At 64.7% G+C, this 19,888-nt stretch carries 19 protein-coding genes; 15 read left to right on the top strand and 4 right to left on the bottom strand.

Translation table 11 applies throughout. The annotated features are described in order from the left end of the window. The first annotated feature begins 93 nt into the window (after positions 1 to 93). The 15 genes from PMI15_RS08295 to PMI15_RS08225 all read left to right on the top strand — a co-directional run bounded on the left by PMI15_RS08295 (position 94) and on the right by PMI15_RS08225 (position 16,681). Positions 94 to 1,068: a LysR family transcriptional regulator gene (locus PMI15_RS08295; protein WP_036838063.1), complete on the top strand. Its 975-nt coding sequence runs from the start codon at positions 94 to 96 to the stop codon at positions 1,066 to 1,068. Positions 1,069 to 1,127: 59 nt separating this feature from the next. Then, positions 1,128 to 2,549 (top strand): 3-isopropylmalate dehydratase large subunit, encoded by a 1,422-nt coding sequence (leuC, locus tag PMI15_RS08290; RefSeq protein WP_007866636.1) that lies wholly within the window; start codon positions 1,128 to 1,130, stop codon positions 2,547 to 2,549. A 24-nt stretch (positions 2,550 to 2,573) separates the two neighbouring features. After that, positions 2,574 to 2,711: an entericidin A/B family lipoprotein gene (locus PMI15_RS08285; RefSeq protein ID WP_007866634.1), complete on the top strand. Its 138-nt coding sequence runs from the start codon at positions 2,574 to 2,576 to the stop codon at positions 2,709 to 2,711. After that, on the top strand, positions 2,712 to 3,362 hold the full coding sequence (gene leuD / locus PMI15_RS08280; RefSeq protein ID WP_007866632.1) for a 3-isopropylmalate dehydratase small subunit: 651 nt from the start codon (positions 2,712 to 2,714) through the stop codon (positions 3,360 to 3,362). A gap of 72 nt (positions 3,363 to 3,434) precedes the next feature. Continuing rightward, positions 3,435 to 4,505, top strand: coding sequence for a 3-isopropylmalate dehydrogenase (gene leuB, locus PMI15_RS08275; protein WP_007866628.1), 1,071 nt, complete (start codon positions 3,435 to 3,437; stop codon positions 4,503 to 4,505). Between the two features lie 285 nt (positions 4,506 to 4,790). Beyond that, complete coding sequence (gene asd, locus PMI15_RS08270) at positions 4,791 to 5,930, top strand: aspartate-semialdehyde dehydrogenase (protein WP_007866627.1); 1,140 nt, start codon at positions 4,791 to 4,793, stop codon at positions 5,928 to 5,930. Positions 5,931 to 6,183: 253 nt separating this feature from the next. Beyond that, positions 6,184 to 8,943: a FimV/HubP family polar landmark protein gene (locus PMI15_RS08265; protein WP_007866606.1), complete on the top strand. Its 2,760-nt coding sequence runs from the start codon at positions 6,184 to 6,186 to the stop codon at positions 8,941 to 8,943. Positions 8,944 to 8,982: 39 nt separating this feature from the next. Continuing rightward, complete coding sequence (gene truA, locus PMI15_RS08260; RefSeq protein WP_007866603.1) at positions 8,983 to 9,777, top strand: tRNA pseudouridine(38-40) synthase TruA; 795 nt, start codon at positions 8,983 to 8,985, stop codon at positions 9,775 to 9,777. Beyond that, positions 9,774 to 10,505: a phosphoribosylanthranilate isomerase gene (locus PMI15_RS08255; RefSeq protein ID WP_007866600.1), complete on the top strand. Its 732-nt coding sequence runs from the start codon at positions 9,774 to 9,776 to the stop codon at positions 10,503 to 10,505. Before truA ends, PMI15_RS08255 begins: the two co-directional genes overlap by 4 nt. Continuing rightward, positions 10,483 to 11,775, top strand: coding sequence for a tryptophan synthase subunit beta (gene trpB / locus PMI15_RS08250; protein ID WP_007866597.1), 1,293 nt, complete (start codon positions 10,483 to 10,485; stop codon positions 11,773 to 11,775). Before PMI15_RS08255 ends, trpB begins: the two co-directional genes overlap by 23 nt. Then, positions 11,772 to 12,590, top strand: coding sequence for a tryptophan synthase subunit alpha (trpA, locus tag PMI15_RS08245; RefSeq protein ID WP_007866594.1), 819 nt, complete (start codon positions 11,772 to 11,774; stop codon positions 12,588 to 12,590). The genes trpB and trpA overlap by 4 nt, the downstream gene beginning before the upstream one ends. 108 nt (positions 12,591 to 12,698) lie before the next feature. Beyond that, positions 12,699 to 13,571, top strand: coding sequence for an acetyl-CoA carboxylase, carboxyltransferase subunit beta (gene accD / locus PMI15_RS08240; protein WP_007866591.1), 873 nt, complete (start codon positions 12,699 to 12,701; stop codon positions 13,569 to 13,571). 125 nt (positions 13,572 to 13,696) lie between these two features. Then, positions 13,697 to 14,359 carry an LON peptidase substrate-binding domain-containing protein gene (locus tag PMI15_RS08235; RefSeq protein WP_007866589.1) on the top strand — a complete coding sequence of 221 codons (663 nt, stop codon included), beginning with the start codon at positions 13,697 to 13,699 and terminating at the stop codon, positions 14,357 to 14,359. A 150-nt stretch (positions 14,360 to 14,509) separates the two neighbouring features. Further along, on the top strand, positions 14,510 to 16,057 hold the full coding sequence (gene lysS / locus PMI15_RS08230) for a lysine--tRNA ligase (RefSeq protein WP_007866587.1): 1,548 nt from the start codon (positions 14,510 to 14,512) through the stop codon (positions 16,055 to 16,057). Between the two features lie 99 nt (positions 16,058 to 16,156). After that, on the top strand, positions 16,157 to 16,681 hold the full coding sequence (locus PMI15_RS08225) for a YgjP-like metallopeptidase domain-containing protein (RefSeq protein WP_036838071.1): 525 nt from the start codon (positions 16,157 to 16,159) through the stop codon (positions 16,679 to 16,681). 26 nt (positions 16,682 to 16,707) lie between these two features. On the opposite strand, the gene nagZ is transcribed toward PMI15_RS08225, so the two are convergent. Genes nagZ through recO form a run of 4 tightly spaced genes read right to left on the bottom strand, consistent with a single transcriptional unit; the run spans position 16,708 to position 19,761 of the window. After that, positions 16,708 to 17,766, bottom strand: coding sequence for a beta-N-acetylhexosaminidase (gene nagZ / locus PMI15_RS08220; RefSeq protein ID WP_007866583.1), 1,059 nt, complete (start codon positions 17,764 to 17,766; stop codon positions 16,708 to 16,710). Between the two features lie 31 nt (positions 17,767 to 17,797). Then, a complete protein-coding gene (gene acpS / locus PMI15_RS08215) occupies positions 17,798 to 18,193 on the bottom strand; it encodes a holo-ACP synthase (RefSeq protein WP_007866581.1) in 396 nt (131 codons plus the stop codon). Next, positions 18,190 to 18,996, bottom strand: coding sequence for a pyridoxine 5'-phosphate synthase (locus PMI15_RS08210; protein WP_007866580.1), 807 nt, complete (start codon positions 18,994 to 18,996; stop codon positions 18,190 to 18,192). Before PMI15_RS08210 ends, acpS begins: the two co-directional genes overlap by 4 nt. A 12-nt stretch (positions 18,997 to 19,008) precedes the next feature. Then, positions 19,009 to 19,761: a DNA repair protein RecO gene (gene recO / locus PMI15_RS08205; RefSeq protein ID WP_193372143.1), complete on the bottom strand. Its 753-nt coding sequence runs from the start codon at positions 19,759 to 19,761 to the stop codon at positions 19,009 to 19,011. Positions 19,762 to 19,888 lie beyond the last annotated feature (127 nt).

Raw genomic sequence — 19,888 nt, 5'->3', positions numbered from 1 at the left:
GGGCCATCGCGTATTGCGATGACAAAATCCTATTCTTAGCGGCAAAATAGCGATTCATCGTCGTCTAACGCGATGACGACAAGCCCCACGCCCATGAAAAGCTCAGAACGCAACTTTGCCCGCCGCATAGACCTGACCTCGCTTCAGCTCTTTGTGGCCGTGTGCGAGCTGGGCAGCATAGGCAAGGCCGCCGAGCGCGAATTCATCGCCGCCTCGGCCGTGAGCAAGCGCCTTTCCGACCTCGAGGCCACGCTGGACACCCCGCTGCTGTACCGCCACACCCGCGGTGTCGACCTGACACCGGCCGGCGAAAGCCTGCTGCACCATGCGCGCTCGGTGCTGTTCAGCCTCGAAAAAATGCAGAGCGAGCTCAGCGAGTACGCCGACGGCGTGCGCGGCCATGTGCGCGTGCACGCGAGCATCTCGGCCATCGTGCAGTTCTTGCCCGAAGACCTGGGGGCTTTCACGCGCGAGCATTCCGGCATCAAGATAGACCTCGAGGAGCACCTGAGCACCGAGGTCGTGCGCGCGGTGCAGGAAGGCGCCGCCGACCTGGGCATCTGCAACACCGCCGACGGCGCGGGCGACCTGCAGATACTGCCCTACCGCAGCGACAAGCTGGTGCTCATCGTCCCCAGGGGCCACCCACTGTGCGCGCAAGGCGCCATCCGCTTCGAGGCGGCACTCGACTACGACCAGGTCGGCCTGCATTCCAACAGCTCGATTTACCTGGCCATGCGCGAGGCCGCGGCCCGGCTGGGCCGCACCATCAAGCTGCGCATCCACGTGACCGGCCTGGACGCCATGTGCCGCATGATCCACAACGGCCTGGGCGTGGGCGTGATGCCGCAGCGCGCCTTTGAGCTGACGCACGGCGTCGGCGAGCTCGAATCCATACCGCTGCTGGACAGCTGGGCGGAGCGCCAGATCCAGCTGGTCGCCCGCGACTTTTCCACGCTGCCGCTGACGGCCCGGCTGCTGGTGGAGCACCTGACGCAACCCGCGGCGCCGGCGCCCCGCGCCAAACCGGCCCAAACCGGGACCGTCCCCGTCGGTGCGGCCGCCTAAAATCACCTGCAACGACAAACACAAACACAAACGGCAACGAGAGACCACGAAGGAAAACCATGGGACGCACCCTTTACGACAAGATCTGGGACGAGCACGTCGTTCATACCGAAGACGACGGCACGTCAATCCTCTACATAGACCGCCACCTGGTGCACGAAGTCACCAGCCCGCAGGCCTTTGAAGGCCTGCGCGAGGCCGGCCGCAAGGTCTGGCGCATCAGCTCCATCGTCGCCACCGCCGACCACAACACCCCCACCACCGGCTGGGAACTCGGCTACGACGGCATCACCGACCAGGTCAGCAAGGAACAGATCACCACGCTGGACAGCAACATCAAGGAATTCGGCGCGGCCGCCTTCTTCCCCTTCCTCTCCAAGCGCCAGGGCATCGTGCATGTGATCGGCCCCGAAAACGGTGCCACCCTGCCCGGCATGACGGTGGTCTGCGGCGACTCGCACACCTCCACCCACGGCGCCTTCGGCGCGCTGGCGCACGGCATAGGCACCAGCGAGGTCGAGCACGTGATGGCCACGCAAACCCTGCTGGCCAAGAAGGCCAAGAACATGCTCGTGAAAGTCGAGGGCAAGCTCGCTCCCGGCCTCACGGGCAAAGACATCGTGCTGGCGATCATTGGAAAGATCGGAACAGCAGGTGGCACCGGCTACACGATTGAATTCGCCGGCGCGGCGATACGCGCGCTCAGCATGGAAGGCCGCATGACGGTCTGCAACATGGCGATTGAAGCCGGCGCGCGCGCCGGCCTGGTCGCCGTCGACCAGAAAACCATCGACTACGTCAAGGGCCGCCTGCTGTCGCCCACCGGCGTCGAATGGGACATGGCCGTCAAGTACTGGAACACGCTGCACTCCGATGCCGACGCGAAATTCGATGCCGTGGTCGAGCTCGACGCCAGCCAGATCCTGCCGCAGGTCACCTGGGGCACCTCGCCCGAAATGGTGCTGTCGATTGACGACCGCGTGCCCGACCCCGACAAGGAAAAAGACGCCAACAAGCGCGATGCCATCGAACGCGCCCTGAAATACATGGGCCTGGAGCCTGGCAAGGCGCTGAACGACCTCTACATCGACAAGGTGTTCATAGGCTCCTGCACCAACAGCCGCATCGAGGACATGCGCGAAGCCGCCGCCGTGATCAAGAAGATTGGCCAGAAGGTCGCGAAAAACGTCAAGCTCGCGCTGGTGGTACCGGGCTCCGGCCTGGTCAAGGAGCAGGCCGAGCGTGAAGGCCTGGACAAGATTTTTGTGGCTGCCGGCTTTGAATGGCGCGAACCGGGCTGCTCCATGTGCCTGGCCATGAACGCCGACCGGCTGGAGCCGGGCGAACGCTGCGCCTCCACCAGCAACCGCAACTTCGAGGGCCGCCAGGGCGCCGGCGGACGCACCCATCTGGTCAGCCCCGCCATGGCGGCGGCGGCGGCCGTGCACGGCCACTTTGTCGATATCCGCAAGTTTGTCTAACCCGAGCCACAGGAGGAACTTTCCATGAAAAAAATCACCACCCTGCTCGCGCTGTCGCTGGCGTCCATGTCCCTGCTGCTGGCCGGCTGCAACACCTTCCGCGGTGTCGGCCAGGACGTCCAGAAAGTCGGCGAGAAAATCGAAAACGCGGCGAAGAAGTAAATGAAAAAATTCACCATACACAAGGGCCTCGTGGCCCCCATGGACCGCGAGAACGTCGACACCGACGCCATCATTCCCAAGCAGTTCCTCAAATCGATACGCAAGACCGGCTTCGGCCCCAACCTGTTCGACGAATGGCGCTACCTGGATGCGGGCTTTCCCGGCCAGGATCCGGCCACGCGCAAACCCAATCCCGACTTCGTGCTGAACCAGCCGCGCTATGCGGGCGCCTCCATCCTGCTGGCGCGCAAGAACTTCGGCTGCGGCTCTTCGCGCGAACACGCGCCCTGGGCGCTGGACCAATACGGCTTTCGCGCCATCATCGCGCCCAGCTACGCCGACATTTTCTTCAACAACAGCTTCAAGAATGGCCTGCTGCCCATCGTGCTGCCCGAAGCGCAGGTGGCCCAGCTGTTCGACGAGGCGCTGGCCTTTCCCGGCTACCAGCTGACGGTGGACCTGGAGCGCCAGGTGATCGTCAAGCCGCAGGGAGAAGAACTCCCCTTCGAGGTGCAGGCCTTCCGCAAATACTGCCTGCTCAACGGCCTGGACGACATCGGCCTGACCCTGCGCCAGAGCGACAAGATCAAGGCCTTTGAAGCCGAGCGCCTGGCGACCAAACCCTGGCTGAACCACACCGTCGCGGGCTGAACACCCCTTCCTTTCACGCATCCGCTGCGCGTCGCCTCATAGAGGGGCGCGCAGCCATCCAAAGACTGCACCATGAAAATCGCAATCCTGCCGGGTGACGGCATTGGCACCGAAATCGTCGCCGAGGCCGTCAAGGTCCTGAAGGCCCTGGACCTCAAATTTGAAACCGAGAGCGCGCTGGTCGGCGGCGCCGCCTACGAGGCCCACGGCCACCCCTTGCCCGAGGCCACGCTCAAGCTCGCCAAAGAAGCCGACGCCGTGCTCTTCGGCGCGGTCGGCGACTGGAAGTACGACAAACTGGACAGGCCGCTGCGGCCCGAGCAGGCCATCCTGGGCCTGCGCAAAAACCTGGGGCTGTTCGCCAACTTCCGCCCGGCGATCTGCTACGCGCAACTGGTGGACGCCTCCAGCCTCAAGCGCGAGCTGGTGTCCGGCCTGGACATCCTCATCATCCGCGAACTGACCGGCGACATCTACTTCGGCCAGCCGCGCGGCCGCCGCGTCTCGCCCGACGGCCACTTTCCCGGGGCGGAAGAGGCTTTCGACACCATGCGCTATTCGCGCCCCGAGATCGAACGCATCGCCCACGTCGCCTTCCAGGCCGCCCGCAAGCGGGGCAAGCGCGTGACCAGCGTCGACAAGGCCAATGTGCTGGAGACCTTCCAGCTCTGGAAAGACGTGGTCACCGAGGTCGGCACGCAATACCCCGACGTCGCACTGGACCATATGTATGTGGACAACGCCGCGATGCAGCTGGTCAAGGCGCCCAAAAAGTTTGACGTGGTCGTCACCGGCAATATGTTCGGCGACATCCTCAGCGACGCCGCCGCCATGCTGACCGGCTCCATCGGCATGCTGCCCTCGGCCAGCCTGAACGACAAAAACCAGGGCCTGTACGAGCCCAGCCACGGCAGCGCGCCCGACATCGCCGGCAAGGGCGTGGCGAATCCGCTGGCAACGATTTTGAGCGCGGCCATGATGCTGCGCTTCAGCCTGAACCAGCCCGAAGCCGCCGCCCGCATCGAAAAAGCCGTGGATGCGGTACTGAGCCAGGGCCTGCGCACGCCCGACATTTACAGCGAAGGCACGACCAAAGTCGGCACGGTGCAGATGGGCGACGCGGTCGTCAAAGCGCTGAGCTGACGTTTTTTCGCCGCAAACCGCCTCAAACCACGGTTTTACCGATGGTTTGAGGCGGCTGTCAGCCTCGGCAAAGCCAAGCCTGGCTACAATTGACACTTATGCGCAAAAACCCCGCTTTCACCCACTGCCCCGCCGCCCTGCGCGCGGGTCATGGCGCGCCGGTTCTTGCCCAGATCACCAAAACGACCACCATTAAAGGCTAGCAAGCCTGGTTCGTCGTGCCCTGCCGGCTCGATGAGCCGGGCCCAAAAGCCATATTTTTGACTTTTTGAAGGGGCAGTTCCAATGAAACTCAAAGGCAATCTCACAGGGCTCGTCGGCTGGCGCGGCATGGTCGGCTCGGTGCTGATCGACCGCATGCAGGCCGAAGGCGATTTCGACCTGATCGAGCCGGTGTTCTTCTCGACCTCCAACGCGGGCGGCAAAGCCCCCGCCCAGGCGAAGAACGAAACCACGCTCAAAAACGCCTTTGACATTGAAGCGCTCAAGAAGTGCGACGTCATCATCACCGCCCAGGGCGGCGACTACACCTCCGAAGTTTTCCCCAAGCTGCGCGCAGCCGGTTGGAAGGGTCACTGGATAGACGCGGCCTCTACGCTGCGCATGAACGACGACGCCGTCATCATCCTGGACCCGGTCAACCTGCCGGTGATCCAGAACGCGCTGGCCAAGGGCGGCAGCAACTGGATTGGCGGCAACTGCACGGTCAGCTGCATGCTGATGGGCGTGGGCGCGCTGTACAAGGCCGGCCTGGTCGAGTGGATGACCAGCATGACCTACCAGGCGGCTTCGGGCGGCGGCGCGCAGCACATGCGCGAATTGCTGACGCAGTTCGGCACGCTCAACAGCGAAGTCCGCTCGCTGCTGGACGACCCGAAGTCCGCCATCCTTGAAATCGACCGCCGCATCCTGGCCAAACAACAGGGCTTGAGCGCCAGTGAGACCGCCAACTTCGGCGTGCCGCTGGGCGGCTCGCTGATCCCCTGGATCGACAAGGACCTGGGCAACGGCATGAGCAAGGAAGAATGGAAGGGCGGCGCCGAGACCAACAAGATCCTGGGCCAGGGCGCGAGCTTCGGCACGGCCGAAACCCCGGTCGACGGCTTCTGCGTGCGCATAGGCGCGATGCGCTGCCACAGCCAGGCGCTGACCTTCAAGCTCAAGAAGGACGTGCCGCTGGCCGACATCGAGGCCATGATCGCGGCTGACAACGAGTGGGTCAAAGTCGTGCCCAACACACGCGAGGCCTCCATCAAGGACCTCACGCCTGTGGCCGTCACCGGCACCATGCAGATCCCTGTGGGCCGCCTGCGCAAGCTGGCCATGGGCCCTGACTACCTGGGTGCGTTCACGGTGGGCGACCAGCTGCTGTGGGGCGCCGCCGAGCCGCTGCGCCGCATGCTGCGCATCCTGCTGCAGGCCTGAAATAATGCAGGTGAGCGGCTGCCAACATACAGCCGCCCATCAGTAACTACATGTCACAAGACGTTGTCGTCAGACAACATCCGAAACTTGTAAGTTGCTGCTAACTCGCTGTGTCAAAACTTAAGTGGTGTCTTAGCTTGTCAGCCTAATGCCTTGATGTTAAGGTTGTTTTTCGAAAATTCGCATCGAGGTTTTTGTGCGCATAAGCAGAATAAAGTTACATGCAGACCGAGCACTGGAGGCTCACAACCCCATGAATAATCGCGGTCGTTGGCGTATAGGCGCCCTGGCAAGTGCCATTGCACTGCTCGGCAGCCTGGCAAGTCTGGAGGCCCACGCGCTCGCGCTGGGCCGAATCACGGTTCAGTCGGCATTGGGCGAGCCCCTTCGCGCGGAAATCGAAATCGCCGATATCAGGCCCGATGAAGCGTCCAGCCTCAAGGCCGGCGTGGCCCCGCCCGACACCTTCAAGGCCGCAGGGCTTGAATACGGCAGTGTGGTTTCCGGCGTCGAGGTCAGCCTGCAAAAACGCGCCGATGGCCGCTCCTTTCTGCGCCTGAGCAGCAGCCGCCCCGTCACCGAACCGTTTGTCGACCTGATCCTGGAAGCCAGCTGGGCCAACGGCCGTATCACGCGCGACTACACCATGCTGTTCGACCCGCCGGCCCTGCGCTCGGGCAGCTCCGCAGCCGCGCCCACCGCACCGGTCCTGTCGTCCCGCCCCGCGGCGCCGCCGGCCAAGGGCATTGCCTCCATCCCCTACTCGCCGCCGGCCGGCCCCAGCACCCGGCCCGCGCCGGTCGCCAAGGCTCCCGCCGCGCCTCTCGAAAAAGTACCCGCCGGCGGAGACAAACAAGTCACCGTCAAGACCGGCGACACGGCCGGCAAGATTGCCGCCCAGAACAAGCCCGCCAGCGTGTCGCTGGACCAGATGCTGGTGGCCCTGCTGCGCAGCAACCCGGACGCCTTCATCGGCGGCAACGTGAACCGCATCAAATCCGGCGCCGTGCTGGACATCCCGAGCGCCGAAACGGCCGGCGCGATTGCCGCCGGTGAAGCCAGCCAGACCATCGTCGCGCAAAGCAAGGACTTCAACAGCTTCCGCCGCAAACTGGCCGAAGGCGTGCCGGCCACCCAGGTGGCCAGCGCCGACCGCCAGGCCGGCGGCAAGGTGCAGGCCAAGGTCGAAGACCGCGCGCCTGCCAGCAGCACACCCGACAAGCTGACCCTCTCCAAGGGCGCAGTCCAGGGCAAGGCAGCTCCGACGGCGGCCGAAGACAAGATCGCCAAGGAACGCCAGGCCAAGGAAGCCTCTACACGGGTGGCCGAACTGTCCAAGAACATCAGCGAACTGAACAAGCTGGGCGCGGCTCCTGCGGCGGCGCCCGCGGCCAGTGCGACCAAAGCCCCTGGCGTCGCCGTTCCCGCACCCGCCAGCGTGCCGACCCCCGCGGCCGCACCGGCTCCTGCCGCGGCAGCCGCCCCTGCCGCACCCGCATCCACGCCAGCCATCACGCCGGCACCGGCACCGGCACCGGCTGTTGCCGCCGTCACACCGCCAGCAACCGCCGCCAGCGCACCAGTAGCAGCAGCCTCCGCTTCCGCAGCAGCGGCATCCGCCTCCGCCAGCCCTGCCCCGATGGCTTCGGCCTCCGAACCGGCCCCGGCCGCCAGCGCTGCGGTCACACCGCCTGTGGCTGCTGCCAAAAAACCCGTGGCGCCACCGCCACCACCCCCGCCTGAACCCAGCCTGCTCGACGAACTGCTCGACAACCCGCTGATACTGCCCATCGCCGGCGGCCTGCTGTTGCTGCTCGCCGGTTTCGGCTTTTACCGCTATCGCCAGCGCGGCGGCGCGGCCCAGGTCGACAGTTCCTTCCTCGAAAGCAGGCTGCAGCCCGATTCTTTTTTCGGCGCCAGCGGCGGCCAAAGAATTGACACGAATGAAGGCAACGCCACGGGCTCGTCCCTGGTGTATTCGCCCAGTCAATTGGATGCCGCTGGCGACGTCGACCCCGTAGCCGAAGCCGATGTGTACCTGGCCTATGGACGTGACCTGCAGGCCGAGGAAATCCTCAAGGAAGCGATGCGCACCAGCCCGATGCGTGTGGCCATCCATGCCAAGCTGATGGAAATCTACGCCAAGCGCCGCGACAGCAAGGCGTTTGAGACCGTCGCCATCGAGGCTTTCAACCTCACTCACGGTAGCGGTCCCGAGTGGGCCTACATCACCGAAATGGGCCGCGAACTCGACCCCGCCAACCCGATGTACCAGCCAGGCGGGCAGCCCGCCGGCTCCGGCCACGGCGGCAGCACCTCGGCCTTCAGCCCGGGCGGCACCGTGGCCATGGTGGCACAACCGGCGCATGTCCCCGCGCCCACGCCTTCGGTGGATGTTGACCTCGACCTGGACTTCTCGCTCGGTGACGAACCCAGTGAGCCGACCACCCCGGCAGCCATCTCGGCCCCGCCTCCGCCGCCGCCGGCACCTGTGCGCGTTGAGCCCACAGTGGCCATGAAGGCACCGGAACCCGCTCCCCTGAACATGGATTTCGGCAGTGCCACGGTGGCGCTCCCGACGGCGACGCCGCCGGCCGCCAAACCCGCCCCGGCCGCGGCCGACGCGTCTTTCCTCGACGAAGGCCTGAATTTCACGCCCGAACCGTTCACACCGGCGCCCAAACCGGCACCCGCCCCCGTGAAAGCGGCAGCGCCCGCGCCGGCCCCTGCGCCAGCAGCGGCACCGGCACCCGCGGCTGACAGCGGCATGCTGGAGTTCGACCTCGGTTCGCTGTCGCTGGACCTGAACGGCCCCACCACGGAAAGCCCCGCCCATCCCGAGGAAGCCTTGTCCGTATCGGGAGACCCGCTGGAAACCAAATTCCTGCTGGCCGAGGAATTCCGTTCGCTCGGCGATTCCGATGGCGCCAGGTCCCTGGCCGAAGAGGTGATGGCCGAAGCCAAGGGCCCGCTGAAGGTCAAGGCGCAGGCTTTCCTGAACGCACTGTCGTGAGCGCAGCCTGAACGCGCTGCGTTCACTGCGTGCCCGCCTGTGAGGATCGCACTCGGCATCAGCTACAGCGGCAGCGGCTACGAAGGCTGGCAGAGCCAGCTTTCGGGCAACACGGTCCAGGACAAGCTGGAGCTGGCGCTCGGCAAATTCGCCGCCCAGCCGATCCGCACCCTTTGCGCCGGCCGCACCGACGCCGGCGTGCACGGCCTCATGCAGGTCGTGCACTTCGACACCTTTGTGCAGCGCGACATCGCCTCCTGGGTGCGCGGCACCAACGCCTTTTTGCCGGTCGACATCGCCGTGCAATGGGCACGCGAAGTCCCGGACGAATTCCATTGCCGCGGCAGCGCCATCGCGCGCCGCTATGCCTACGTGGTGCTGGAGTCGCCGGTGCGCCCCAGCGTGGAAGCCGGGCGCGTCGGCTGGGTCTACCGGCCGCTGGACGAGGCGGCCATGCGTCAGGCCGCCACCCACCTGGTCGGCGAGCACGATTTCAGCTCCTTCCGGGCCGCGCAATGCCAGGCCAAGTCCCCGGTCAAAACCATCAGCCGCATCACGATCTCGCACCGTGGGGAGCCTGGAGCCCGGTACTGGCGCTTCGAGTTCGAAGCCAACGCCTTTTTGCACCACATGATCCGCAACATCATGGGCTGCCTGGTCGCCATAGGCCAGGGCAGCTACCCGCCGGACTGGCTGGCCGGCGTGATGGCCGCGCGCAGCCGCGATGCCGCCGCGCCGACGTTTTCGCCGGACGGTTTGTATTTCCTGGGGCCGGTCTATGAAGACCACTACGGCCTCCCAAGTCGCACAGCGGCCTATGATTGGCTGCCATGACACCGACCCCGATCACCCGTACCCGCATCAAGATCTGCGGCCTGACCCGCGAGGAAGACGTGGACGCCGCCGTGGCGGCCGGGGCTGATGCGGTCGGCTTTGTGATGTACGAGGCCAGCCCGCGCCATGTGACGGCCGAACGCGCCGCCGAACTGGCCCGCCGCCTGCCGCCCTTTGTGACCCCGGTGCTGCTCTTCGTCAACGCGCCCGCGGCCCGCATCAGCGCCGCCTGCGCCCTCATGCCCACGGCTTTTCTGCAATTTCACGGGGACGAAACGCCCGAAGCCTGCCTGCAGGCCGGTCGACCCTTCATGCGCGCCGCGCGCATTCCGCTTGATGAAAAAACCGCCCCAAACACCCCGGGCAACCCAGGCGGCTTTGATCTCGTAAAATACGCCCAGGACTTCAAGGCCGCACAAGCCATCCTGCTCGACGCTCATGTCGAGGGTTATGGCGGCGGCGGGAAAACATTCAATTGGTCACTTCTTCCTCCAAACGTCAACGCTCACCTCGTTTTGTCTGGTGGATTGACGCCTGCAAACGTGATCGATGGCATTTCGCAAGTCTGGCCGCGTTGCACGACGCTGGCCGTTGATGTCAGTTCCGGCGTCGAGGTTTCCAAGGGAATCAAAAGCGCCGACAAAATCAACCAGTTCGTCGCGGCCGTGCGCGCCGCCGACGAGTTACTTGCAAAGAGTCCCCATCATGTACGAGTACCACCAGCCTGACGTTTCAGGCCATTTCGGAATTTACGGCGGCAGTTTCGTTTCGGAAACGCTGACCCACGCGATCAACGAACTGAAGGCCGCCTACGCCAAGTACCAGCACGACCCGGAATTCATCGCCGAATTCCATTCCGAGCTGGCGCATTTCGTGGGCCGCCCTTCCCCGATCTACCATGCCGCGCGCATGAGTCGCGAACAGGGCGGCGCGCAGATCTACCTCAAGCGCGAGGACCTCAACCACACCGGCGCGCACAAGATCAACAACACCATAGGCCAGGCCATGCTGGCGCGCCGCATGGGCAAGCCGCGCGTCATCGCCGAGACCGGCGCCGGCCAGCACGGCGTGGCCACCGCCACGATCTGCGCGCGCTACGGACTGGAGTGCGTGGTCTACATGGGCAGCGAGGACGTCAAGCGCCAGAGCCCCAATGTCTACCGCATGAACCTGCTGGGCGCCACGGTGGTGCCGGTCGAAAGCGGGAGCAAGACGCTCAAGGACGCGCTCAACGAGGCCATGCGCGACTGGGTCGCCAACGTGGACAACACCTTCTACATCATCGGCACGGTGGCGGGCCCCCACCCCTACCCCATGATGGTGCGCGACTTCCAGAGCGTGATAGGCGCCGAATGCCTGCAACAGATGCCGGAATTCATCGGCAACAAGCAGCCCGACGCGGTGATCGCCTGCGTGGGCGGCGGCAGCAATGCCATGGGCATCTTCCACCCTTATATCCAGCACGCTAAAACCCGCCTGATCGGCGTCGAGGCGGCCGGCGAGGGCCTGGAAAGCGGCAAGCATTCGGCCTCGCTGCAGCGCGGCCTGCCGGGCGTGCTGCACGGCAACCGCACCTATGTGCTGCAAAACGAGGACGGCCAGGTCACCGAGACCCACAGCATCAGCGCCGGGCTCGACTACCCCGGCGTGGGCCCGGAACACGCCTTTCTCAAGGACATAGGCCGCGCCGAATACGTCGGCATCACCGACAAGGAAGCCCTGGAGGCCTTCCATTACCTGTGCCGCACCGAAGGCATCATTCCCGCGCTGGAGTCCAGCCATGCCGTGGCCTGCGCCATGAAGATGGCCCGCAGCATGCGCAGCGACCAGAGCCTGCTCGTCTGCCTTTCGGGTCGGGGCGACAAGGACATAGGCACGGTGGCCGACCTCTCGGGCGCCGACTTCTACGACCGGCCTTCCATGCGCGGCCTGTCCGTCAAGGGCGGCGCGGCTTCGGCCAGCGCCAACGGGGCAAAGGGCAGCGGGGTGCAATCATGAGCCGCATTGCTGCCACCTTCTCCACGCTCAAAAGCCAGGGCCGCAAGGCCTTGATTCCTTACGTCACCGCGGGCTTCCCCTTTGCCGACGTCACGCCCGAGCTGATGCATGCCATGGTGGCCGGCGGCGCCGACGTGATCGAGCTGGGCGTGCCATTTTCCGACCCCAGCGCCGACGGCCCGGTGATCCAGAAAGCCGGCGACAAGGCCCTGTCCTTCGGTGTCGGCCTGGCCCAGGTGCTGGAGATGGTGCGCCAGTTCCGCAGCAAAGATGGCAGCACACCGGTGGTCCTGATGGGTTACGCCAACCCGGTGGAGCGCTACGACATCAAGCACGGCGGCAGCAAGACGGAAAGCGCCTTCATCCGCGATGCAGCCCAGGCCGGCGTGGACGGCGTGCTCATCGTCGACTACCCGCCCGAGGAATGCGTGGAGTTCGCCGCCCGGCTGCGCGCGCACAACATGGATTTGATCTTTTTGCTGGCGCCCACCAGCACTGACGCGCGCATGGCACAGGTGGCCGAGGTTGCCAGCGGTTATGTCTATTACGTCTCGCTGAAGGGCGTGACGGGCGCCGGCACGCTGGATGTCGCGGCCGTCGAAACCACGCTGCCGCGCATACGCAAGCATGTGAACGTGCCCGTGGGCGTGGGCTTCGGCATACGCGACGCCGCCACGGCCAAGGCTATCGGCAAGGTGGCCGATGCCGTGGTCATAGGCAGCAAAATCATCCAGCTGATCGAAAACCAGCCCCGCGACAAGGTGGCCGCCACCGCGCAGGCGTTTTTGCAGGAAATCCGTACTGCTTTGGACTGACTTTCAAGCGGGCCGGCCTGGGGCCGGACACCGGGCAAACCGGCGCATAATTGCGCTTTTCGCCCGGCAAGGCCCCAGGCGCCGCCCGACACCACAAGGACTGACTTCATGTCTTGGCTAGAAAAACTTCTCCCCCCCAAAATCAGCCCCACCGACCCGACGGAACGCCGCCAGGTGCCCGAGGGCCTGTGGATCAAGTGCCCGAGCTGCGAAGCGGTGCTTTACAAAACCGACCTGGAGAAAAACCAGAACGTCTGCCCGCAGTGCAGCCACCACCACCGCATAGGCGCGCGCGCGCGGCTGGACGCCTTCCTGGACCCGGAAGGCCGCTACGAGCTGGGCCAGGAAGTGCTGCCGGTCGATGCCCTGAAATTCAAGGACAGCCGCAAATACCCAGAACGCCTCAAGGAAGCCCTGGAAAACACCCAGGAAACCGACGCGCTGGTCGTCATGGGCGGCGCGGTGCACAGCATAGGCGTGGTTGTGGCCTGCTTTGAGTTCGACTTCATGGGCGGCAGCATGGGCAGCGTGGTGGGCGAGCGCTTTGTGCGCGGCGTGCACGCAGCCATCGAGCAAAAAGTACCTTTCATCTGCTTTACCGCCACCGGCGGCGCGCGCATGCAGGAAGGCCTGCTCAGCCTCATGCAAATGGCCAAAACCAATGCCGCCCTGACGCGCCTGGCCAAAAAAGGCCTGCCTTACATCAGCGTGCTGACCGACCCGACCATGGGCGGGGTGAGCGCCGGCTTCGCGTTTGTCGGCGACGTGGTGATTGCCGAGCCCAAGGCCCTGATCGGTTTTGCCGGCCCGCGCGTGATTGAATCGACCGTGCGCGTCACGCTGCCGGAAGGTTTCCAGCGCGCCGAGTTCCTGCAGACCAAGGGCGCGATCGACTTCATCTGCGACCGCAGGGAACTGCGCAAGACCGTGGCCAACTCCCTGGCCATGCTGCTGCGCCAGCCTGCGGATGCCGTCAGCTGAGAAACCGGCAGGCCCTGCGTCCCCCGAAAAGCCCCTCAAGCAAGGCGTATTAGCCGCACGAAAAATTTGCAGCGCGGGTCACATGGGATGATGTGGTTCACGGCACCCCAGAGCACGATGAGACCATGTCAGAAGCCTTGACCCTGAGCTCCCTTCCCCTGTTTCCGCTGGGTGCGGTGCTGTACCCCGGCGGTGTCTTGCCGTTGCGTATTTTTGAGGTCCGCTACCTCGACATGATCGGCAAATGCCACAAGGCCGGCGCGCCCTTCGGCGTGGTTTCGCTCATCGAAGGATCCGAGGTCCGCCGCCCCGCCGATGCCGGTGCCCCGACGGGCGACGGCTTTGCGCACGAGGCCTTCAGCAGCGTGGGAACCCTGGCCACCATCACCGAATTCTCTATCCCCCAGCCGGGCCTGATGACCATACGCTGCACCGGCGCGCAGCGCTTTGAAATCTCCCGCCGCGAAAAACTCAAGCACGGCCTGTGGATCGCCGACGTCACCCGGCTGGAAGACGACCAGCCCGTCGCCATTCCACCCGACCTGCAAGCCGCGGCCGACGCGCTGGGCAGGCTGATCAAAAGCCTGCAGGTGCGCGACATACCTCAGGCCCAGATGCCGCTGCAGTCGCCTTACCGGCTGGACGACTGCGGCTGGGTTTCCAACCGCTGGTGCGAGCTGCTGCCCATCCCCCTGGAGCTCAAGCAGCGCCTCATGCAGCTGGACAACCCCCTGATGCGGCTGGAACTGGTAAGCGACATCCTGGAGCGCACCGGCATCGCGCTGTAGGGATCTGTGGGCGATCCCAAAGCCTTTTCAGGCGACCGGGCCAAAACGCCCCTGTAAAAACTTAAAATCGACAATTCGGCGCTTTTCGGACCCACCTCGCGTGGGCCGGCGCCCGGCACCTTTCGACCCCTTTCCGGAAAACTTGACCTTATGTCCAACCAGCCGAATACGCCCACCGCCACCCCCGCGCCACAAGACGAGAACAAGCTGATCGTCGAGCGCCGCGAAAAGCTCAAGGCCTTGCGCAAAGACCAGGCGGACGGCAAAGGCGTGGCCTTCCCGAACGACTTCAAGCCGAGCGACCATGCGGGCAAGCTGCACGCAGCGCACGGTGGCAAGGACGGCGAGACACTGGCCGCCGAGGCGATTCCCGCGAAGATCGCCGGCCGCATGATGCTCAAGCGCGTGATGGGCAAGGCGAGTTTTGCCACGCTGCAGGACAGCACCGGACGCATCCAGATTTTCCTCACGCGCGACGAGATCGGCGAAGAGCTCTATGCCGCTTTCAAGCACTGGGACCTGGGCGATATCGTGGCGGCCGAAGGCAAGGTCTTCAAGACCAAAACCGGCGAGCTGTCCATCCATGCCACCAGCGTGCGCCTGCTGACCAAGAGCCTGCGCCCCCTGCCCGGCGATTTTTACGGCATGGCCGACCAGGAGCAGAAATATCGCCAGCGCTATGTGGACCTGATCACCGACGAACAGGCGCGCAAGCGTTTCACCGCGCGCAGCAAAGCCGTCAGCTCGATCCGCGAATTCATGGTCAAGCACGATTTCCTCGAGGTCGAGACGCCCATGCTGCACCCTATCCCGGGCGGCGCCAATGCCAAACCCTTCAAGACGCACCACAATGCGCTGGACCAGGAGATGTTCCTGCGCATCGCGCCCGAGCTCTACCTCAAGCGCCTGATCGTCGGCGGTTTTGACCGTGTCTTCGAGATCAACCGCAGCTACCGCAACGAGGGCATCTCGGTACGGCACAACCCCGAATTCACCATGATGGAGTTCTATGCGGCCTACTGGGACTACAACGACCTGATGGACTTCACCGAGGCGCTGATCCGCGACGCGGCACAAAAAGCCGTTGGCACGCTGCAGCTGAGCTACGGCGGCAAGGAAGAAAAAGTCGACCTCGCCAAACCCTTTGAGCGGCTGACGATACGCGAAGCCATCCTCAAGCATACCGAAGCCGGCGAGCACGTCGATGACGCGGCCTGGCTGACCAACGCCCTTAAAAAGCTGGGCATGAACGAAGAAAAAGACCGCCTCTCGACCCGTTCGCTGGCCAGCCTGCAGGTGCTGTATTTCGAGGAACTGGTCGAGGAAAAGCTCTGGCAACCGACCTTCATCATGGAACATCCGACGGAAATCTCGCCGCTGGCGCGCGCCAACGACAGCCGGCCCGAGGTGACCGAGCGTTTTGAGCTTTACATCACCGGCCGCGAGTTCGGCAACGGCTTCAGCGAGCTCAACGACGCCGAAGAGCAGGCCGCCCGCTTCAATGCCCAGGTGGCGGCCAAGGACAGCGGCGACGACGAAGCCATGTTCTACGACCACGACTTCGTGCGCGCCCTCGAATACGGCATGCCCCCCACAGGCGGCTGCGGCGTGGGGATCGACCGCCTGATGATGCTGCTGACCGACAGCGCCAGCATTCGCGACGTAATTCTGTTCCCAGCGCTGCGCCGCGAGAGTTAGCCCCCACGGCCGCGCACTTCGTGTCGCTCCCTGCCCCCCGGGGGGGCCGCCTGCGGCCCGGCAAAGCCGGTTCCGCGGCTTATGCTGGTTAAAGAATTCATGGCACCGCTCAAATACCTCGCCGGCTATCCGGACAACTTGCAAACCCAGGTTCAGCAATTGCTGACCCAGGGCCGGCTGGGCGAAGTGTTGCTCACCAAATACCCCCAGGGCCACGGCGTGCGGACCGACAAGGCGCTGTACGACTACGTGATGGATCTCAAGAACGATTTCCTGCGCAGTTCCGAGCCGCTGTCCAAGGTGGCCTTCGACAGCAAGCTCCACGTGATCGCCCACGCGCTGGGCACGCACACCACCGTGTCACGCATGCAGGGCAACAAGCTCAAGGCCAAACGCGAGATCCGCGTGGCCACCTTGTTCAAGGACGTGCCCGTGGAGTTTTTGCGGATGATCGCGGTCCATGAACTGGCCCACATCAAGGAGAAGGCCCATGACAAGGCTTTCTACCAGTTGTGTACGCATATGGAGCCGCAGTATCACCAGTATGAGTTTGATTTGCGGGTCTACCTCACGCACATGGACGTGGTGGGTAAGCTGGCTTGGCCAGGAAGCCAGGCGGCCTGAGGTTTAGCAGCCAGCAGGCCGCGGTATCAGGGAATCAACCCCACCGCATGCATATACGCCGGCTGCACCATCAATTCATCCCAGCCAAACGCCCTCCCCTGCGGCAGCAGCGCCAGCCGCCGCAACTCGCTGGCTTCCATGGCTTCCCACTGGCCCTTGAGCAGGGCCTCGGACATGCCGTCCAGCAGTTCGTCGACAGGCTGGCCCTCGCCTACGGACTGGTTGCACAGCAGCACCATGTCGCAGCCGGCGTTGAGTGCCGTGACGGCCGCCTCGCTATAGCTGACTTCCTTGCCGTCGATCAGGCGGGCACCGGCCATGCTGAGGTCGTCGCTGAAAATCGCACCGCCGAAGCCCAGCTGGCTGCGCAGGATGAAGTTCAGCCACTGGCTGGAGAAACCGGCCGGTCGGGCATCGACCTTGGGATAGATCACATGGGCGGGCATCACGCTGCTGAGCGTGGTGTTGAGCCAGCCGTAAGGCGCGGCATCGTCGGCCAGTATGGCTTTGAGGCTGCGCTTGTCGACGGGGATGTCGGTGTGGGAGTCGGCCTTGACAAAACCGTGGCCGGGGAAGTGCTTGCCGCAGTTGGCGACGCCGGCCTGCAGCAGGCCGTGCATCAGGCTCTTGGCCAGCAGCGTGACGACGCGCGGGTCGCGACCGAAGGCGCGGTCGCCGATCACGCCGCTTTCACCGTAATCGAGGTCCAGCACAGGTGTGAAGCTGAAATCGACGCCGCAGGCGCGCAACTCGGCGCCCAGCACATAACCGCAGGCGGTCGCGGCATTGGTGGCGGCCAGTTGGTCTTTCATCCACAGCAGGCCCAGCTCGCGCATGGGCGGCAGGTGGGTGAAGCCGTCGGTCTTGAAGCGCTGCACGCGGCCGCCTTCGTGGTCCACGCAGATCAGCAAATCCTCGCGGATGTCCTTGATCTCGGCACACAGGTCGGACAGCTGCCGGCGGTCCTTCCAGTTGCGGGCGAACAGGATGATGCCGCCGGTCAGCGGGTGTTTCAGGCGCCGGCGGTCGGCCTTGGTGAGCGCGTGGCCGGCGATATCGATGATGAGGGGGGCGTGCTGGGTCATAAAAAATCCGGAGTGGGGGTTCCGTTGAGGGTCAGGAGAGCTTTTCCACCACGCAGAAACTGGCGGCGTAATCGGTCTCGTCGGTCACGGTGACATGGGCGGTGAGCTGGCGCGCCTCGAACCAGGCCTTGAGCGCGCCGTGCAACACGATCTCGGGCTTGCCGCTCGCAGCCTTGGCGATCTCGCAGGAACGCCAGGTCATGGGCATGCGCATGCCCATACCTATCGCCTTGCTGAAAGCCTCCTTGGCGGAAAAACGGGTAGCCAGGTAGCTGACGCCGCGGTCCGGCCAGCGCGCGCTGCGGGCCTTCCAGGTGGCCAGTTCGCCGTCCGCCAGTATCTTCTTGGCAAAGCGCTCGCCGTGCCTTTCAAGGCTGGCGCGAATGCGGCGCACGTCGCAAATATCAGTGCCAATGCCGTAGATCATGCAGAAACGAACGCCCGGTCTATGCTGGCCAGATAGCTTCTGACGGTGGCGGCGTAGCCCAACTCCAGCGCGTCGGCGATCAGGGCGTGGCCTATGGACACCTCCAGCACGCCCGGCACTTCACGCACAAACTCCGTGAGGTTGTCACGGTTCAGGTCGTGACCGGCGTTGATGCCCAGGCCGGCGGCCGCCGCAGCCTGCGCCGCCAGGGTAAAACGGGCCAGCACCTTCGCTTTTTCGGAACCAGCCCAGGCGCGGGCATAGGTTTCCGTATAAAACTCCACGCGGTCGGCGCCCACGGCCTTGGCCGCCGCCATGGCTTCGGGCACCGGATCCATGAAGAGGCTGACGCGCACGCGGCGATCGTGCGCCTGCTGGATCAAAGGCCGCAGGCGCTCGGCGTCCTCGGGAAAGCTCCAGCCGTGGTCGCTGGTGAACTGGTCTTCGCTGTCGGGCACAAAGGTGCACTGGTGCAGCGGCAGGCCGCGGGCGGCGAGGTCGTGCACAAAATCCATGAGGTTCTGGAAGGGATTGCCTTCGATGTTGAATTCGCGGTCGGGCCAGTCCTTCATCAGCGCCGCGAGCTCAAAGACGTCGTCGCGGCGGATGTGGCGCTCGTCGGGCCGTGGATGCACCGTGATGCCTTGGGCACCGGCCTCCAGGCACAGTTCGGCGGCGCGGAGCACGCTGGGAATGTCCAGGTGCCGGGAATTGCGCAGCAAGGCGACCTTGTTGACATTGACCGACAGTGCGGTCTTGTCGTGCGCATGGGACACGACGGGAACGGGCGAAAGGATTTTCATGGCGGTGGCTCGTTAAAAAGCTTGCAGGTCCATCATCATTTGCCGGGTTTTCAGGACCTTGACGCCACAATGGTAGTGCAGCAGGCCGCGCAGCTGGGTTTTAAGCTCATTGAAGCCCGGGATACAGGCCCGCACGGTGTCGGAAAACAGGGACTCGTCGCCCAGCGCCTGCTGCAGCGCCTGCCATTGCCCGCCGGGCAGGCTGACGCGGTCGTCGTCATGCGCCTGCCGCAGGCCCGCCTCGGGCACCAGTACATAGCCGGTGTCCGGGTCCAGCGGCGCCAGCGTGGCGGTTTCGGCGTCCAGCAGCGGCAAAAGGCCTATGTCGCGCAGCAGCCGCAACTCGAAGGCGCGCAAGGCCAGCTGCAGGGTCTCGGCACTCTGCGCGGCAAGCAATTGCACCGTGGCCGCGTAGGCGTCAAACAGCACGGGGTGCGGGTCGTCGCGGGCCAGCAGGCGCATCAGCAGCTCATTGAGGTAGTAACCCGACAGCAAGGCATCGCCGGTCGGCATCACATGCCCACCTTGCCATTCGGCACTCTTGAGGGTGCGGATTTCCGCGTCACCGCCGAAGGCAATATGCAACGGCTGAAGCGGCAGCAAAATAGGCCGGAAACTGGAACTGGGCTTTTTAGCCCCCCGCGCCACCAGCGCCACCCGCCCGTACTTGCGGGTGAATACCTCCAGGATCAGGCTGGACTCGCTCCAGTCGTAGCGGTGGAGGACGTAGGCGGGTTCGTCACCGATGCGTTTGGTGGCCATGATCAGGCCTCAGGCGGAGAAGCAGCAGCACACCGCCAAGCACGCAGCCAAAGGCAAGCAGGGGCCGCGGAACCGGCTTTGCCGGGCCGCAGGCGCAGCGGCCCCCTTGGGGGGCAGCGCATTACACGAA

The sequence above is a fragment of the Polaromonas sp. CF318 genome (assembly GCF_000282655.1).
Classification (GTDB): Bacteria; Pseudomonadota; Gammaproteobacteria; order Burkholderiales; family Burkholderiaceae_C; genus Polaromonas.
The sequence above is the reverse complement of the archived record's forward strand: the minus strand, read 5'-3'. Positions and strand labels throughout refer to the sequence as shown.

Bases quoted from the DNA above. Each gene is read 5' to 3' on its own strand.
- PMI15_RS08265 (WP_007866606.1), top strand. From the start codon at position 6,184: ATGAATAATCGCGGTCGTTGGCGTATAGGCGCCCTGGCAAGTGCCATT.
- leuD (WP_007866632.1), top strand. From the start codon at position 2,712: ATGAAAAAATTCACCATACACAAGGGCCTCGTGGCCCCCATGGACCGC.
- PMI15_RS08255 (WP_007866600.1), top strand. From the start codon at position 9,774: ATGACACCGACCCCGATCACCCGTACCCGCATCAAGATCTGCGGCCTG.
- PMI15_RS08225 (WP_036838071.1), top strand. From the start codon at position 16,157: ATGGCACCGCTCAAATACCTCGCCGGCTATCCGGACAACTTGCAAACC.
- PMI15_RS08285 (WP_007866634.1), top strand. From the start codon at position 2,574: ATGAAAAAAATCACCACCCTGCTCGCGCTGTCGCTGGCGTCCATGTCC.
- accD (WP_007866591.1), top strand. From the start codon at position 12,699: ATGTCTTGGCTAGAAAAACTTCTCCCCCCCAAAATCAGCCCCACCGAC.
- leuB (WP_007866628.1), top strand. From the start codon at position 3,435: ATGAAAATCGCAATCCTGCCGGGTGACGGCATTGGCACCGAAATCGTC.
- trpA (WP_007866594.1), top strand. From the start codon at position 11,772: ATGAGCCGCATTGCTGCCACCTTCTCCACGCTCAAAAGCCAGGGCCGC.
- PMI15_RS08235 (WP_007866589.1), top strand. From the start codon at position 13,697: ATGTCAGAAGCCTTGACCCTGAGCTCCCTTCCCCTGTTTCCGCTGGGT.
- nagZ (WP_007866583.1), bottom strand. From the start codon at position 17,766: ATGACCCAGCACGCCCCCCTCATCATCGATATCGCCGGCCACGCGCTC.
- leuC (WP_007866636.1), top strand. From the start codon at position 1,128: ATGGGACGCACCCTTTACGACAAGATCTGGGACGAGCACGTCGTTCAT.
- acpS (WP_007866581.1), bottom strand. From the start codon at position 18,193: ATGATCTACGGCATTGGCACTGATATTTGCGACGTGCGCCGCATTCGC.
- lysS (WP_007866587.1), top strand. From the start codon at position 14,510: ATGTCCAACCAGCCGAATACGCCCACCGCCACCCCCGCGCCACAAGAC.
- trpB (WP_007866597.1), top strand. From the start codon at position 10,483: ATGTACGAGTACCACCAGCCTGACGTTTCAGGCCATTTCGGAATTTAC.
- PMI15_RS08295 (WP_036838063.1), top strand. From the start codon at position 94: ATGAAAAGCTCAGAACGCAACTTTGCCCGCCGCATAGACCTGACCTCG.
- PMI15_RS08210 (WP_007866580.1), bottom strand. From the start codon at position 18,996: ATGAAAATCCTTTCGCCCGTTCCCGTCGTGTCCCATGCGCACGACAAG.
- asd (WP_007866627.1), top strand. From the start codon at position 4,791: ATGAAACTCAAAGGCAATCTCACAGGGCTCGTCGGCTGGCGCGGCATG.